A 15913-nucleotide genomic window follows, 5' to 3' on the forward strand; every position below is an offset into this window, starting at 1 on the left:
GACCACGAAACCACACACGCACCCCACACCAGCAACACCAACGACCCCCAAACCAACTTCACACCCACCGTCACCATGCACCGCCACATCCACTAACCCCCCACCCCCACCCGACCCCCTCCCCCCCTCAGCCCCCGCCCCAGCCCCAGCCCAGACCCGCCCCGCCCCAGCCCAGACCGGACCGGACCGGACCGGGACCACGACCCCACACCCCCACACGACAGCCACCCACCTGACGACCTGACCGCCTGACGGACACAACCGGCCCGCCCCGGTCCGGCCCATCACGGTGCTATCCCACCCCGTCCGCCAGGCGATCACAGGAAACAGGAAGCGTGCTCCAGCCAGCGGTGCGGCCCGACAGGGGGATGTCCCCCGTGTGTTCCCACTGCGCGATGGTCGACGAGAACGGCTCTACCGGTGTCCCGGCCCACGCGCGACAGCACCACGATGGGGGCGAGCCGCCGGCGACCTCCACAAGCCCGCCGACGACCAACGACCGCCGGCCCGCCGCCAGCCGGCGTTCCCTGCGGTCCAAACCGAGAAGGACGTCGACCCCGCCTGCACGCCGACACACAGAGCCGACCCATCGGCGTCGATGTCGACCGCGGCCTGCTGGTCGACTTGTGTCGGCCTGCAGGAGCAGACCGCTTCTGTGGTTCACGATCTCGTACACCCGCGGGCTGCCGTTCACCGAGCCCACGGGGATCAGCCTCCACTGCTGATGGCGCGCCTCATCCCCCTCGTAGGCGCGCTGCGTGGCCACTGCGGTTCCGGTGACACATGCCGACCACGTCCCGGCCAGGTCTTCTCCCAGGTGGTGCCGCCGGCGAACCGCAGAGCGACGCGCACGGCGGCGAGGAGCAAGGCATGAGACTCGCCGGCCGGTCATGCAAGGACGCCGCCCGGCTGCTGCGTGAGGCCGAACGCCGCACGGCACCAGTCGAACCGCTCTCCACGAGGAGGCGTGGCCTCGCCACCGCCTATACCTTCCAGCGGGACGCATCACCCACGGCCGGGACGCCGACGCAAACACGATTGGCGTGGTCGGCCACATGGTCGGTCCGACTTCCGTCTTGAAGCGGCCTCTGGGCGTGCACTAGCCGGACTGCGGACATCTGCCGGACGACATGGTTCACCGTGACGGCGGTCCCTTTCACGCCGCTTGCTTCCCCGCTGCGCGCATCGCATCCCATACCTGTCTCGCATGGATCGGCAGTGCACGGTCGGCGACCACGCATGACACGCCCCTCTCCGCACCCCGCGGACCGCATGAAAGGCCGTTGCATGTCCCCCTTCGGCACAGCGCATCGATGTCCACCAGCACGTGGTGCTCGACTTCTACCGCGACGAGCTCGCCAGGGCCGGCAGCGCCGACGCCGGCGGCCGGGCCCTACCCGACTGGAGCCCCGAGTCGGCACTGCACCTGATGGACCTGTTGGACACCGCCACCGCGATCGTCTCCGTGTCCACGCCCCGAGCAGGCTTCCTCACCGACCCCGCCGCGGCCGCCGACCTGGCCCGACGCCTCAACGATCACAAACCGCCGCGAGGAGCCGCGGACCGGAGCCTGTCCCTGGCCGCCTGTCAGAGTGCAAGCCTCGCGCGCGTGGTCGAGGAGGCCGTGGTGACCCACCGTGGCTGCTGGGCGCCCTCAAGCCCGCCCGCGCGGACGCCGACCTGGTCCTCACCTCGCTGGAGTACGCGCTGGCCAGTCGCGAGGTCGCCCCCGGCGAACTCGTCCACCATGCCGATCACGGCACGCAATATACGTCTATCAAGGTCACAACCCGCCTGGTCAGAGCAGGTGTTCAAGCGTCTATGGGCTCGGTCGGCGACGCCTTCGACAATGCCCTGGCGGAGAACCTGTGGATGCTGATCAAGACGGAGTGCAGCCGCGGCCGGACCTTCGACACCAGAGCCGAGGCGAATCTCGCGATCTTCGAGTACATCGACGGCTTCTACAACCCCCGCCGCATCCAGAAGCGCCTCGGCTACCTCAGTCCCATCGAGTTCGAAGAGAAGCACTACGCCGACCAGGCAGCGGTCGAATCAGTGAACCTGGAACCATGTCAACCCGCCCTGACCAGCTAGTCAGTCACTCCCGCGCAGCGGGGGAACCCCGCTGTGACACCGGCGACCTGAGTGCGCTGCACGGTGATAACGGCCGACCAGGGCCGCCAGACTCTCCCCGGAACGGGTGTGCCCGGCTGCTGCGCTGCCGGGCACGCGCCGTACGGCGTCGCGCACCAGGTCGTCGGTTGTCGGAACGCGGTCCAGATCCTGCCCGGCCTCGATGGCACGTTGCCGTGAGCCTTCACCCGCCCCGTACTCGGCCGCTGCAGCCATCGCGTACAGACTGCGCGCAAGGCCGCCGCGGAGCGGGCAGGGGTGTGTCCGGGAGGGCGCAGATCAAGCGCCGGTGGCCAGCGCGGAACATGGCAAACAGCCCGCTGCGGGGGCCTCCGCCACGGATCGCCCACCGGAAGCCCTTCGGGCCAGTCGCACAGCGTGCGCATGCGACGGCCGGGGCGCTGCGAAGTGGCGGGGCGGCGGCTGCTCTGGGTGGCGAGGTGGTGGTGCAGGTCGTTTGACAGCCGGTGCTCCCCGAACCTCCGCGCCAGGGTGGGCTCGGCCAGCCACAGGTGCAACACCCATCGGTGACGCCGCGGATCCCGCCGGCCGCCCACGTCGGGTGCGTACTCCAGGACGGCGACCGCGCAGTCCCCGCGGTCCCGGCTCCAGGAGGCACGCAGCAGACCGCCGCCGAGGCCAGCCAACTGTCCGGGGCGTCGCCGACGTCGGACACGTGTTACTCGACGGCCGGTGTCCACGTCGCCTCGGAGCGCACCAGCACACGCTCGACGGCCGTTCGTCACTCTGACACGCCGCCGGTCTTCCCTGCCCCGAATCCGGTTGGCCGCCATCCGGAAATCTCGACAAGCTCCCGGCGCGCCACCGCGGCACGAGAGTTCCGGTCGGCCGTCGCACCTGTGCCTACCTGGAGCGCGCCGACGTGGGCGAGGGTGCTGTCCGGGGCCGCGGCGTCCACGGAGGCGGCTGCGCCGTGAGCCCGAGACGCCCGCAGCCCCCCGGCCAGCCCCCCGATCACCACCGCGATCCCCAGCCACACCGAGGATCCCGGCACCCCCGTGCCCGTCGCCGTGCCGGCCGCTGCCGCCGCGAGCGGGGCGATGCCCGTGAGGAGGCCCGCGCGGCCGGCGCCGACGGTGCCTACGGTCGAGTACCAGAGCACGAAGGCGACCGCCGTGACCAGCAGTGCGAGGTAGCCCACGGCCGCCCACTGCGCTCCCGTCAACTCTCCCGCCGCCGTGGGACCTTCGCGTGTCACGCCGAGGACGGTGAACAGCACCGCGCCCAGCCACGACGCGTGCACCGACACCCCCCACGGCGTGTGCCGGCCGAGCACGGGTACCGCCAGCAGCGTGAACGCCGCCTCGCAGCCCAGGGCCAGGGCCGCCCAGGCCACCCCGGCCGCATCCGTACGGCCCGTGCCTTCCACCAGGACCGCGCCCGCCACCACCACGGGCGCCGCCAGCAGCACCTGCCGGCTCGGAGCGCGCCGTTCCAGCAGCGGGCCCAGGACCCCGAGGACCACCGGCACCGACGCCACCGAGACCGCGATCACCGCGGGCTCCGCGTGCGCGACCCCCCGCACCACGGCCACGTTGAACAGCACCAGCCCCGTCACCGCGAGCCCCGCCAGCCACAGCCACTCCCGGCCGCGCGGCCGGACCGGGCGGGTACCGGCGAGCCGGGCGAGGAGCAGCAGGATCGCGGTCGCGGCCGCGTAGCGCACGGCCTGGGCGGTGAACAGCGGCGCGTCGACGAGCGCGTGCGACACGCTGACGCTGCTGCCGACCAGCACCATCCCGACCATGCCGGGGACCAGGGGCGCGAAGGATTCGGAAGGGGTGTCCATGGGTCCACCCTGGCCGCACAATGGACGCCATGGGCAGGTCCAAAGAGCCGTCGGTCGAGGGGTCCAAAATCGCCGCAACGGACGCGCCGGTGAGATCGGCCGGTACGGCTTGCGGGGCCGGCGGCGCGGCCGACGGCCGTCCGTCTCGGCCCGGCGCCTCCCTCGGCTCCGACTTCCTCCAGCTCGACATCGCCGACGCGCCCCCTGGCGGGCGGACCGCCTGGCTCGCCGACCGGCTGCGGTCGGCCATCGCCGACGGCCGGCTGCCGGTCGGGACGCGGCTCCCCGCCAGCCGCGTGCTCGCCGAGGAGCTCCGCGTCACCCGGGGCGTGGTCACCGAGGCCTACCGTCGGCTGTCAGAGTCAGGCCAGATCGCCGGCCGGGGCAGAGGCGGCACGGTGGTCGTCGCCGCCCCGGCGCCCCCGGTGTCTCTCTCAGCACCGCCCGCAGCCTCCTCTGCATCCGGCCGCCCCTCGTCCTCGTCACCCCCCGCCGCCGGGCATCGGGCCTCCCACCCTCGCACCCCCACCCCCGTCCCCGACGCCTTCTTCGCCTCCCCCCACCGCGACGGCCTCGTCGACGCCCTGCGCGGCCTGCCCTGCCGGATCGACCTCTCCCCGGGCGTGCCCGACCTCGCCGCCTTTCCCCGGACCGCCTGGCTGCGCGCCGAACGCGCCGTCCTCGCCGCCCTCACCCCGGCCGACTTCGGCTACGGCAGCCCCCAGGGCGCGCCCGCGCTGCGGCGGGCCGTCGTCGGCTGGCTGGCCCGCAGCCGCGGCATCCGCGCCGACCCGGACGAGGTCGTGGTGGTCGCCGGTGTGGCGCAGGCCCTGGGGCTGCTCGGGCAACTGCTGCGTGCCGACGGCGTCGACCGCGTCGCCGTCGAGGACCCCGGCTCGCTCGGCGCACGCCAGCAGCTGGAGTACGGCGGCCACACGACCGTCCCCGTCCCCGTGGACGTCGGCGGCCTGGACGTCGACGCGCTGCGGGTCTGCGGGGCCCGGGCGGTGCTGATGACCCCGGCGCACCAGTTCCCCACCGGCGTGGTCCTCGACGGGGAACGCCGGCGCGAGCTGCTGCGCTGGGCGGCCGAGGGCGGCGTCGTGATCGAGGACGACTACGACGCCGAGCACCGCTACGACCGGCCCCCCGTACCGGCACTGCGCTCGCTCCTGCCCGACGGGGTCTGCTACGCGGGCAGCGTCTCCAAGCTGCTCGCCCCCGCACTGCGGGTCGGCTGGCTCCTGGTTCCGCCGCGCCTGCGCGACGCCCTGGTCACCGCCAAGCGGTACGCCGACCTCGGCAACGGCATCCTCACCCAACTGGTCCTGGCCCGGCTCATGGACTCGGGCGAGCTCGAACGGCACCTGCGCCACGTCCGGCGCCGCCACCGCAGGCGCCGGGACGTGATGGTGCGGGCCGTCGAGGCACACCTGCCCGGCGCCCGCGTCCACGGGGCGGCCGCCGGACTGCACCTCATGGTCACCTTCGCCGACGGGCCCGGCAGCCGCGTCCGCGACACCGACTTCGCCGCGGCCGCGTTCGCCCGGGGGGTGAAGGCCCATCCCCTGTCCTGGCACCGCCTCACCCCCGGCCCGCCCGGCCTGGTCCTCGGCTACGCGGCGGGCGCCGCCCACGAGATCGAGGAGGGCATCGCCCTCATCGGGGAGGCGCTGCGGGCCCTGCCCGCTGCCGCCTGACCCCGCCGCTGCCGGGGTCACCCACGGACAGCCTGGCGGCCCGGGCCGCGCGCGAGCTGAGCGCCGACACGGACGAGCCGGTCACCGAGGGGGAGCGGGGTCTGCGCCGGGAGGTCCCCGATCTGTGGGGCAGACCGGCGCATCGCCCTCAAGCGGCTCGCCGGCCGGTGCGGCAAAGCCGAGTTCTACTCGCTGGGCACGCCCGCCCACGCCGGCCACCGTGACCGCGAAGGGCGAGTACGCGCCCACGCTCGGAACGGGCGCCTATGCGCGGCGAACGATCAGAGCCGGCACATCCTGTGGCCGTTCGTCGCGGCCTTGCTGATCGCCGCCGTCCGACGTCTCTACGTGCCGTTGCGTCCGGGCCCCCGAGGCTCAGGCGGAACGCTGACGTCAGCGCCGAAGCGGAAGTCCCGGAGTCTGTGACTCCGGGACTTCCGCTGATCTGGCCGTCCCTTCGGAAGACGGCAGGTTCGTCCCCGGCAACGTTCGCCCCCGGCAACCTCTTCGACGAGCGGATCGAGGACTACTCAAAACCACCAAGGGGACCGGGCGAGATAGGTGGGAGGATGCATCACCGGGATGGAGGTAGCCGTCGACGTCGCCCGCGACAACGCCGGACGGTGGCGGCACGCGAGAAGGCGCTGGCCTGGCAGCGGCATGTGCGAGAAGTCGAATGCGGCCTTGCCGGCGGGCCCGGCAGCGACGGAAGCGTGCGGCCGCAGTACGACCCGCAGCGGCACACCCTGGCCGAACGCGAGCAGGCCAAGGCGCAGGAGCTGATACAGCACTCCGGGGAACCGGCCGCAGCGGTCGAACCGGGCCTCGAAGGACGGGTGCCGACCCACGACCTCGCCGATCGCGGCGCAGACACCCTCGTCGATGCGGCTCGCGTCGAGGAACGGAAAGAGCACCGTGACATGCGCCGGCACACCTGCACGGGCCGAAGGGTCAAGCCGGTCACGCCACGCTCGCACCAAAGGCTCCGCCTCCGGAACCCTCACGCACCGCCCGCGGAGAACTTGACGACGGCCAGAGATGTGATCGTCTCGGCGATCTGCTGCGGCGAACCGAGCCGACTGGACGGGTCCGCTCGGTTCGCCGCAGCGAGCATCGCGACCACTTGATCGCCAGCCGTGCCCCGAGGTCTCCGCGTCGGCGTCCCGAAGGCCACCAGAGCCCTGAGGTGACCGCCGGACGCGTCGGTGGGACGGCTCGTTCCTAGGCGACCGTGAGCACGACCTTGCCCCGGATGTGCCCCCGGGCGATGCGCTCGTGCGCCGCCCGGGCATCCGCGAGCGGGAACCTGCTGTCGATCGCGACGCGAATCTTGCCCGCGTCGACCAAGCTCTGCAGTTCGGCGAGCTGCGCGCCGCTCGAGCGGACCGAGACGGCCGTGACCGTGACACCCAGCTTCGCGTTCTCCTCGTCGTCGAACTGGCCGAAGTACACCGGGTAGAGGGACCCGCCGCGCTTGAGGGTGCGCAAAAAGCGCCTGCTGTCGGGACCCCCGACGGTGTCCAGGACCAGGTCGACGTCACGAACGACCTCTTCGGGCCGCTCCTTGGTGTAGTCGATGAACTCGTCGGCGCCGAGCTCGCGCAGGAACGTCTCGTGGGCGCCGGAAGCCACGGCGATGACACGGGCCCCCTTCCACTTGGCCAGCTGGAGAGCGAGGTGCCCCACGCCACCGGCAGCGCCGTTGATGAGCACCGTGCTCTTGCTGTCGAGTGCCATCGGACGGTGCTGGGCCTCCTGGAACGGCGAGGGATGATCGTGCCCGAGCTCGATCAAGAACTGCCACGCCGTCAACCCCGACATGACCAACGCGGCGGCGCGCACGTGGTCGATGCCGGCCAGCTTGCGGGCGAGGTCGGACGCTGGCGCGGTGACGTACTCGGCGTACGCGCTGCTCTGGAGAAGGGTGGGGAAGCGCAGAAGGCCGATCACCTCGTCTCCGACCGTGAAGCCGTTGACGTCTGCGGCGACGGCTTCCACGACGCCTGAGACGTCGGTCCCCGGAATCAGGGGGAGCTGAAACTCGGGCCTGATCTCGGGGGGCATGTCGGGCATCCCTTCACGTGCATACCGGTCAGGAGGGTTGATTCCGACCGCGTGCACGCGCACGAGCACCTCACCCGGCCCCGGCACGGGAACCGGTGCCTCCTCGTGGCGCAGCACCTCAGGGCCGCCAAACTCGTGCAGCCGGATCGCTTTCATGGTCTGTTTTGGCACAGCGCTCTTCCTGCGTCTCTCGCGGGGGCAAATGAAGTGAATCAGCGGTCCACTTTTCCGGACCACTGATCCGAATATATGGACCACTGATCCGAATAGTCAAGAGGGGCAGAAGAGGGCGCCGCCGGGACGGACCGCGACCACCTGTTCGCCGCAGCGGGCACCGCCGTCAGCGAGCAGGGCGTCGACAATCACGGTGCGACATCACGCGCAGGGCGGGCCTCGACCTCGCGAGTCTGCTCCAACTCGGCACGCGTGGGCGTCACTTCGAAGACCTGAAACCTGGCGCGAGCAAGTTTCTGACGACCGCAAGGAGCGGCCGGGCCCGACGGGGAACGTCGCCCTCGAGCCTGCAGGCGAAACCGTCTCGCTCGCGGACCGGCGAACCGGGCCGCGCGCTCCCTGGGGGCGGACCCCGACCGCCGCGAAGCGGCTCACGGCGGCGGCGCGCACGAACAGTACGAGACCCAGGACACTTTGCCCGCTCCCTGCTTCTCGTCGGCCCGGGTCGACTCAGCAGCTACCGCGAGCCGACGGGACCCGGAAGAGACGGTCGGTGCATGGGGCGAGCGGGCGTCGATCGCCGAGTCAAGCGAAGCGTCGGCGGCAGTGCAAACGAGTCGGCGCCATCAGTCCACGCCGTGACCGCGCCCCAGACCCGGGCAAGGGGTCGAGCACCGGCCGCGCGCACCGCGACGCACGAGGCGCGGAGTGCGGATTCGGCGCCCTCGATGACGCCTCGCGCGTCAGGAAGTGACGCAGCAGCGTCGACCTCCGCCCTGCGCGCGATCTCGCGCAGTGACACATCGACGCCCCGTTCGTGCAGCAGCACATCTACCCCTCTTGACTATTCGGATCGGTGGTCCATATATTCGGATCAGTGGTCCGGAAAAACGGACCATTGGTTCAGGTCGGACCGTAGCGGATACCTACTCCCCCTTCGGCGTCACGCCGTCCGCCGCAGCAGCCGGAGGCAACGAGGCCTCGGCCGCGACCACCACCTGTTGAACCGGTGACGCATTGGGCGTAATCCACCGACGTCAAGAAACAAGGACACCCCCCATGAAACTGAAGCTCGAAGTGATCGTGCTGCCCGTTTCCGACATCGACCGGGCCAAGGTCTTCTACGAGAAGGCCGGATTCCGCCTGGACGTCGACTACAAGGCCAGCAAGGGCGTCCGGGTGGTGCACTTCACGCCGCCCGGTTCCGAATGCTCGATCCTCTTCGGCGAGGGTGTTACCCCCGCCGCACCCGGCTCGTTCCAGGGCCTGTACCTCATCGTCTCCGACATTGAGGAGGCCCGGGCGGAGCTCACTGGCCGCGGCATCGAGGTCAGCGAGATCTTCCACGACGCAGGTGGCCTCTTCCACGGCCACGAGGGCGGGGACGTCACTCACCGCCGCCCCGGCCAGGAGCGACTGGCCGGGGCGCACCCCGAGCGCGCCTCCTACGCCTCCTTCGCCACCTTCAGCGACCCCGACGGCAACGGCTGGGTGCTCCAGGAAATCTCGGAGCGCCTCCCCGGCCGCTGACCTCCCCCACAAGCCGCCAAACCACCGTTTAAGGGCTGCAACGGGCCGTGACCGGCCCGGACGACAGCCAGTCCGGACCAGCACCTCTCCGGACCGAAGACCGGCACCGGACCGCCGGGCGAGCGCATGGGTGGGTGCTCTCCGCCGTCCGGCGGTCCGGCTGCCACGGGGCCGCGCTGGCCGCCGCGACCGTCCCAGCCCGTGACTGCCCTGCCCCTCGACCCCGCGCGATGCGAGCCCCGGCGCCATCCAGCGGCAGGCAACAGCGAACGCGGCCGGCAAGGGGCCGCGGCAGTGGAGAGTCCGGCCCAGGCACGCAAGCAATGAGGAACGAAACAGTGAGGAACACAGCAGTGATGAACGAGACGACCCGCACCTACGACGTGATCGTCATCGGCGCTGGGCCGGTCGGCGAGAACGTGGCCGAACGCGCCCGCGCCGCCGGACTCAGCACCGTGATCATCGAGCGCGACCTCATCGGCGGAGAGTGCTCGTTCTGGGCTTGCGACCCCAGCAAGGCGCTGCTGCGGCCGGTGGTGGCACGTGCCGATGCGAGCCGCGTACCCGGACTCGACCCGGCCGTTGCCGGCCCGCTCGACGTCGACGCCGTCCTCGCGCACCGCGACAAGATGTCCTCGTACTGGAAGGACGAGGACCAGGTCGACTGGCTCAACTCCGTCTCCGTGGACCTCCTCCGCGGCCACGGCCGCCTCACCGGCCCCAAGCAGGTGGCCGTGCAGACCCCTGAGGGCGACACCATCACCCTGGCAGCCCGGCACGCCGTCGCCGTCACCACCGGCACACGCGCCGCCCTGCCTCCCATCCCCGGACGCGACACCGTGCACCCCTGGACCAGCCGCGAGGCCACCACCGCCACCAAGGTGCCCGGCCGCCTCGCCATCGTCGGCGGCGGCGTCGTCGCCGTGGAGATGGCCACCGCCTGGCAGGCCCTTGGCTCCCAGGTCACCATGCTCGTCCTCGAGAACGGGCTCCTGGAGCGCATGGAACCCTTCGCCGGAGACCTGGTCACCGAGGGACTGCTCGAAGCAGGCGTCGACATCCGCTTCAACACCAGCGTCACCTCCATGGCCCGCGAGGACGGCGAGGTGCGGATCGGGCTGTCCGACGGTGGTCATCTGGCCGCGGACGAGATCCTGCTGGCGACCGGCCGCGCCCCGCAGACACGCGACGTCGGCCTGGAGAGCGTCGGTCTCACCCCCGGCGACTGGCTGACCGTCGACGACACCTTCCGTGTCACCGGCGTCGACGGCGGCTGGCTCTACGCCGTCGGCGACGTCAACCGCCGCGCCCTGATGACACATCAAGGCAAGTACCAGGCCCGGATCGCCGGCACCGTCATCGGCGCCCGCGCCAAGGGAGAGCCCGTCGACGACGCCCCCTGGGGCGCGCACGTCGCCACCGCCGACACGGCCGCCGTCCCCCAGGTCGTCTTCACCACCCCCGAAGTCGCCTCCGTCGGCCTGACCAGCCGCGAGATCGAACACAGCGGCCGCCGCATCAAGGTCGTCGACTACGACCTCGCCCACGTCGCCGGCGCCCACCAGTACGGCGAGGACTACCGCGGCCACGCCCGCATGCTCATCGACACCGACCGCAACACCGTAGTGGGCGTCACCTTCGCAGGCCCCGGCGTCGGAGAACTCGTCCACTCGGCCACCATCGCCGTCGCCGGCGAAGTCCCCATCGACCGGCTCTGGCACGCCGTCCCCGCCTTCCCCACCCTCGGCGAAATCTGGTTGCGGCTGCTCGAGACCCACCGCGGCTGAACATGCGCCCGCCAGCATGCGGGGCGGTCCTTCCCTGCGCCCGGCGATCCGGCCGTCCGCAGGCAAGGAACGGACCTCCGACGCCCCCCTTCTCGGGGCAATAGCCAGACCCTCCATCACCTTCTCAGGGCACAGCCAGCCCCTCGTCAGAGGGCACAGACCAAGGAAAACGATCATGGATCACACGTTTGGACGACGGGCCACCACCAAGGCCGGCACTTTCGCTGTCGCAGCAGCCACCCTGCTGGCAGTAGGCGGCACCGCATCGGCGACGTCCGACCTGCCCGTCGACCGCACTGCACACGCCTCTCACTCCTCCAGCATCACCGTCCCATGTGGCGACAATCGCGGAGGCGACCGTGACAGCGACCGCGACCGCGAGAGCAGCAACCATCGCATCGACCGCGGCAGCAGCGATCTGTATGTCTACGACAGCCACCGCGAGTGGGAGCGGAACGACCACAAGTGGCACCACAACAACGGCCAGCGGCACTCCTACGACAGCCAGCAGTGCAACCGCTGGAACGCCGACAAGTGGGGCACCGTGAGTGCCAAGGCACACGGACTCAACGACCACACCTCCCGCTGATCCTCGGAGCACAGGGCAGGTATGTGCATGTGCCCGCACACGCGCGGGCACCGACGACGGAGGGCGCGGGTGCACCACTGCTTGCTGCAGTGGTGCACCCGTCATCCCGCGAACCTACAGCTGGAATCATGAGCAGTTACATAGATCAATCGCTTTATACCGAGCTCACCCTCACGCCTGACCAGCAGGTGAAGGTACCGACCCCGGACTGGCTGTCACTGCCTCCGCAGGAGCTGCCGCCGCACCGTGCACTCGGCGGCCAGTGACGCATCAGCACAGACGGCAGTGACGGCCGCAGGGGGTGCTCGCCCCCTGCCTGCGCTGCACGGTACCCTTATCCGGATCAGTGGTCCATGTACTCGGACCGCTGATCCGAATACGTGGACAACTGAACCAAATAATCAAGAGGGACAGATGCGGGCCGATGCCAGGAAGAACCGCGATCACCTACTCGCCGTAGCGGGCGCCGCCATCGGCGAACAGGGCGTCGACGTGTCCATGCGCGACATCGCGCGCAGGGCCGATGTCGGACTCGCGACGCTGCTGCGCCACTTCCCGACGCGCGAGGCGCTGCTCGATGCCCTGCTTCACACGAGCTTCGACGAACTGACCACCAAAGCGAGTGCCCTCGAGACGGCCGACTCGCCCGGCGATGCTCTCGTTTCGTGGTTGCGCGACTGCGTCGGCTGGACAACCGAGTACCGGGGCGCGGTCGTGCTGATGGCAGCCGCCATCGCGGACCCCGAGTCCGCACTCCACGCTTCGTGCGTCACACTGCGCGAGGCCGGTGCACGGCTCCTTGCCCGTGCCCAGGCCGCAGGCCTGGCGCGGACCGACATCGGCGGCGACGATCTGTTCGCACTGGTAGAAGCGCTCGCCTGGATCGGCGATCAACGCTCGCTCGCGCCGCGCGCCGATCACCTCTTCGACGTTGTCGCCAGCGCGATCCTGACCAGCACAGCGAGCAGCGACGCCGAAGGGGGCGCCCGCAGCTGAAATCGTCTCGCACGCGGACCGGCGAACTCGCCGCGGATGCTCGGCAAGAGCGGACCAGCGCCGAGTTCGCCGAGCCGGCCGAGGCCACGGGCAACGATTCCGTGCGCTACAGGGAGCGGACCTGACCGCCGGGAAGCGGCCAGCGAATGCGGAGGTCGCTCTGATACGGCGTCATCCACGTGCTCTCACGGGACGAGCCGCCTAGCATGACTGGCCATCAACTGACGGGCACACGGACAATCGCGATGGCTGGTGCCAGATCGTCCAGGTAGCTGCCGGCGAAGGCCGGGTCACTCGTCCCGGTCTGAGGGACGGCCGAGAACGTACATCTACCTTCCGTCGAGGGTGAAACAGGCGACGATGGTCGACTCTGGCTGTCTCTGTCAGTACGGAGTTTGGGGCCAGCGCGGTAGAGGTCAAGAGTCGCGGCCAGGTACCCATGCCCCGAAGGCCGAGCAGGCTGCGCGGGCCTCCGTCGCACCGTCCAAGCACACAGAAGCGGGAGGCCCCACCAACGTCCCGTGACGCTCGGATGAGGCGGGGATCGTGTGCGTGGCCGGGAAGTACGTCGGACCTCTCCCCCGGTCGGCCAAGCCACCACTGGTCCCATTCGCCTGGGCAGAGCTCGTGGCCTCCGTTGACGCCGAAGGGCGAAATGGCCTCCTTGATCGTGGCACAGTACGGATGGGAATCCGGCGGCAGGCAGAGTGTGACCATCTCGTATGCCATGGACTCCCCTATAGAGTGCTGGGTGAAAGCCCTGGTAGAGGCGGACTCAGTCGATCTTCGCGAGTGTCCGGTGGCCCCGCGATCGGCGCGGAGGTGCTTCCCCATGACCCACGACGACGTGCTACTTCTCCTCGACGAAAAGGGCCGGATAACCCGGTGGGAGCACTCAGCAGAGGAACTGTTCGGTTGGTCCGCCGCAGAGGCAATCGGCCGGTCTGCGGAAGCGCTCATCCGCAGCATCTACACCACCAGCGGAAAGCCCCGCGAGGGATGTCCGGACCCCGGTGCACTGTTGATCAAACCAGCACTCCAGGATCATTCTCTGGTGTGGCGGGTACTCGCGGCGAAGGACGATGCGGCGGCGCAGGACGCGGCCGTCGTGCGGGCGCTCTTCACGCGTGCCCCCATGGGGCTCCGGGTCTTTGACGATCAATTGCGCGTCGTGCTCGCGACTTTCCCCGCGGAGCAGCGCGACACGCCGACCGGGCCTTCGCCGGGCGCGTCCTTCAGCGAGGTGTGCGGCTTCGCCGCTGAGGAGGAGGCTGCGGTGGCGCGCGGTGTCCTGAAAACCGGGAAGCCGGTGGTGAATCGGCTCGTACATAGTGCCGAGAGGTCAGCCAAGCTCGGCCGTCATGTTCTCTCCGCCTCCTACCTGCCCATCGAGGACCTGAGCGGCACAGTACTCGGACTCGTGACATTGACTGCCGACGTCACCGAACGGGAACGAGCGCTAGGGGCCCAGGCGCTGCTGGAAAAGGTGCGCACTCAAATGGGGCACCGGCTCGGCCTCATCGATGTCTGCCAAGAACTGGTCCAGGCAGTGGTGCCTGCCTTCGCGGACACCGCAGCCGTGGAGCTGGTCGACAGCGCGGTCCGCGGCGAGGAACCTCCCACGGTGCCGGTCGGACCAGGTGTGCTGCTGCGCCAAGCGGCCGTTCATGGGCGTCGGTCCGCATCCCAGGTCGGAGCCGTGCACCCCCTGCCAGCCGGTATCCCGTTCTCACACGTCCTCTCGGACCTCCAGCCCCGCCTCGTGCAGGTCGACGCCGGCTGCGCGTGGCTGGCCGACGACCCGGCCAGGGCCGACATCATCGAGAAATCCACGGTGCATTCCCTGATCGTGGCACCGTTGGCGATCGGCGATGAGATCCTCGGCATGGTCAGCTTCTACCGCCGCACCCCTCAAGAGCCTTTCGCTCAGGAAGACCTCGCCGTGGCGTCGGCCGTGTGCGCACATGCAGCACTCTGCGTCGACAGGGCACGCGTGTACATGAGCGAGTGGATCACCATGTCCACGATCCAGCGCAAGATTCTTCCTGGTGAACTGGCTGATCAGCCCTCCGTGGAACTCTCCTGCCTGCACGTTCCCGGCGAAGAAGGCGGTGGCGCATGGTCCGACACGATCGCGCTCCCCGGCGCGCGGACCGCCCTCGTCGTCGGCGACGTGGCGGGAGAAGGCATCCCGGCAGCCATCACGATGGGACTGCTCAGGACAGCCGTTCACACGCTGGCTGCTCTGGACCTGCAACCCGACGAGCTCCTTGCCCGACTCAGCGACACCACAACCCGCCTTCTCGCCGGACGCGCCGCGCTGCCGCCCATGGACCCCCTCCTCCATGAGCCGCTCACCGCGGACTGCGCCATCGCGATCTACGACCCGGTCGAGCTCACCTGCACCATCGCCCGTGCCGGCCTGCCGGAACCTGTGGCGGTCCTCCCCGATGGCACCTCGTCCACCCTCCCCGTCCCTCCAGGGCCGTCGCTGGCCGCCGTGGACACCGCTCCCTTTCCCGCGACGACCATCTACCTGCCCAAGGGGAGCACGCTCGTGATGGGTACGACCGCCCTCGCCGAGGAGGCCATGGCGCCCACAGGTGTGCTGCGTCCCCTCCTGGACGACGCCTGCAACAGCCCCCCATCTGGCGTGCGCGACAGCATCGAGCATGCTTACATGCGGCGTGGCCGCACGGGCGAGACCCTGTTGCTGCTCGCCCGCACCAAGACGCTGCCCGGTGAGCGGGTGATGACCTGCGGTCTGCCGGCAGGACCCGAAGCAGCACCAATCGCCCGCAAAGCCGCCCGCCGACAGCTCCAAGCCTGGGGCCTGGACGACGAAACGGCGTTCACCAACGAGCTCATCGTCAGCGAACTTGTCGGCAACGCGACCCGCTACGGCGCTCCCCCCTTGCAACTCCGCCTTATCCTGGAACGGATGCTGACCTGCGAAGTCAGCGACGCCGCGCCCAGCACTCCGCATGTCAAGCATGCCCGCACCATCGACGAGTCGGGCCGAGGGCTGTTCATCATCGCGAACCTCGCCAAACATTGGGGCACCCGATATACCCCTGAAGGCAAGATCGTCTGGGCGGAACAGTCAACTGGGCTGATGGAAACAAGCTGA

The 15913-nt window shown here is 70.2% G+C and carries 12 protein-coding genes; 8 read left to right on the plus strand and 4 right to left on the minus strand.

From position 1 onward, the window contains the following. Positions 1-1587: 1587 nt before the first annotated feature. A complete protein-coding gene (locus ACFVVO_RS34835) occupies positions 1588-1758 on the minus strand; it encodes a hypothetical protein (RefSeq protein WP_390060442.1) in 171 nt (56 codons plus the stop codon). A 63-nt stretch (positions 1759-1821) separates the two neighbouring features. On the opposite strand from ACFVVO_RS34835, the gene ACFVVO_RS34840 reads away from it, so the two are divergent. After that, a complete protein-coding gene (locus tag ACFVVO_RS34840; protein WP_390060444.1) occupies positions 1822-2094 on the plus strand; it encodes an IS3 family transposase in 273 nt (90 codons plus the stop codon). A gap of 781 nt (positions 2095-2875) precedes the next feature. Here ACFVVO_RS34840 and ACFVVO_RS34845 read toward each other — a convergent pair. Continuing rightward, positions 2876-3943 carry an EamA family transporter gene (locus ACFVVO_RS34845; RefSeq protein ID WP_390060445.1) on the minus strand — a complete coding sequence of 356 codons (1068 nt, stop codon included), beginning with the start codon at positions 3941-3943 and terminating at the stop codon, positions 2876-2878. 20 nt (positions 3944-3963) lie between these two features. On the opposite strand from ACFVVO_RS34845, the gene ACFVVO_RS34850 reads away from it, so the two are divergent. Then, the gene (locus ACFVVO_RS34850) at positions 3964-5643 is read left to right on the plus strand and encodes a PLP-dependent aminotransferase family protein (RefSeq protein ID WP_390060447.1); all 1680 of its coding nucleotides are present in this window, start codon (positions 3964-3966) and stop codon (positions 5641-5643) included. 530 nt (positions 5644-6173) lie between these two features. Here the strand turns inward: ACFVVO_RS34850 and ACFVVO_RS34855 are convergent. After that, positions 6174-6575, minus strand: a complete 402-nt coding sequence (locus ACFVVO_RS34855; protein ID WP_390060449.1) for a 2'-5' RNA ligase family protein — start codon at positions 6573-6575, stop codon at positions 6174-6176. Between the two features lie 289 nt (positions 6576-6864). Next, positions 6865-7863, minus strand: coding sequence for an NADP-dependent oxidoreductase (locus tag ACFVVO_RS34860; RefSeq protein ID WP_390060561.1), 999 nt, complete (start codon positions 7861-7863; stop codon positions 6865-6867). A 1077-nt stretch (positions 7864-8940) separates the two neighbouring features. Between ACFVVO_RS34860 and ACFVVO_RS34865 the strand changes: the two genes are divergently transcribed. The 6 genes from ACFVVO_RS34865 (at position 8941) to ACFVVO_RS34890 (ending at position 15913) form a co-directional block, all read left to right on the plus strand. Then, positions 8941-9411, plus strand: coding sequence for a VOC family protein (locus ACFVVO_RS34865; protein WP_390060450.1), 471 nt, complete (start codon positions 8941-8943; stop codon positions 9409-9411). A gap of 356 nt (positions 9412-9767) precedes the next feature. Further along, positions 9768-11198 carry a dihydrolipoyl dehydrogenase family protein gene (locus tag ACFVVO_RS34870; protein WP_390060452.1) on the plus strand — a complete coding sequence of 477 codons (1431 nt, stop codon included), beginning with the start codon at positions 9768-9770 and terminating at the stop codon, positions 11196-11198. 175 nt (positions 11199-11373) lie between these two features. Then, complete coding sequence (locus ACFVVO_RS34875; RefSeq protein ID WP_390060454.1) at positions 11374-11787, plus strand: hypothetical protein; 414 nt, start codon at positions 11374-11376, stop codon at positions 11785-11787. A 128-nt stretch (positions 11788-11915) separates the two neighbouring features. Next, a complete protein-coding gene (locus ACFVVO_RS34880) occupies positions 11916-12053 on the plus strand; it encodes a hypothetical protein (protein ID WP_390060455.1) in 138 nt (45 codons plus the stop codon). Positions 12054-12201: 148 nt separating this feature from the next. Next, positions 12202-12783 (plus strand): TetR/AcrR family transcriptional regulator, encoded by a 582-nt coding sequence (locus ACFVVO_RS34885; RefSeq protein ID WP_390060457.1) that lies wholly within the window; start codon positions 12202-12204, stop codon positions 12781-12783. Between the two features lie 832 nt (positions 12784-13615). Then, positions 13616-15913: a SpoIIE family protein phosphatase gene (locus tag ACFVVO_RS34890; protein WP_390060459.1), complete on the plus strand. Its 2298-nt coding sequence runs from the start codon at positions 13616-13618 to the stop codon at positions 15911-15913.

Source organism: Streptomyces sp. NPDC058145 (assembly GCF_042884245.1).
GTDB lineage: Bacteria > Actinomycetota > Actinomycetes > Streptomycetales > Streptomycetaceae > Streptomyces.

Coding starts and splice junctions, on each gene's coding strand:
- ACFVVO_RS34840 (WP_390060444.1), top strand. CDS start 1,822: ATGGGCTCGGTCGGCGACGCCTTCGACAATGCCCTGGCGGAGAACCTG.
- ACFVVO_RS34845 (WP_390060445.1), bottom strand. CDS start 3,943: ATGGACACCCCTTCCGAATCCTTCGCGCCCCTGGTCCCCGGCATGGTC.
- ACFVVO_RS34850 (WP_390060447.1), top strand. CDS start 3,964: ATGGACGCCATGGGCAGGTCCAAAGAGCCGTCGGTCGAGGGGTCCAAA.
- ACFVVO_RS34860 (WP_390060561.1), bottom strand. CDS start 7,863: ATGAAAGCGATCCGGCTGCACGAGTTTGGCGGCCCTGAGGTGCTGCGC.
- ACFVVO_RS34865 (WP_390060450.1), top strand. CDS start 8,941: ATGAAACTGAAGCTCGAAGTGATCGTGCTGCCCGTTTCCGACATCGAC.
- ACFVVO_RS34870 (WP_390060452.1), top strand. CDS start 9,768: ATGAACGAGACGACCCGCACCTACGACGTGATCGTCATCGGCGCTGGG.
- ACFVVO_RS34875 (WP_390060454.1), top strand. CDS start 11,374: ATGGATCACACGTTTGGACGACGGGCCACCACCAAGGCCGGCACTTTC.
- ACFVVO_RS34880 (WP_390060455.1), top strand. CDS start 11,916: ATGAGCAGTTACATAGATCAATCGCTTTATACCGAGCTCACCCTCACG.
- ACFVVO_RS34885 (WP_390060457.1), top strand. CDS start 12,202: ATGCGGGCCGATGCCAGGAAGAACCGCGATCACCTACTCGCCGTAGCG.
- ACFVVO_RS34890 (WP_390060459.1), top strand. CDS start 13,616: ATGACCCACGACGACGTGCTACTTCTCCTCGACGAAAAGGGCCGGATA.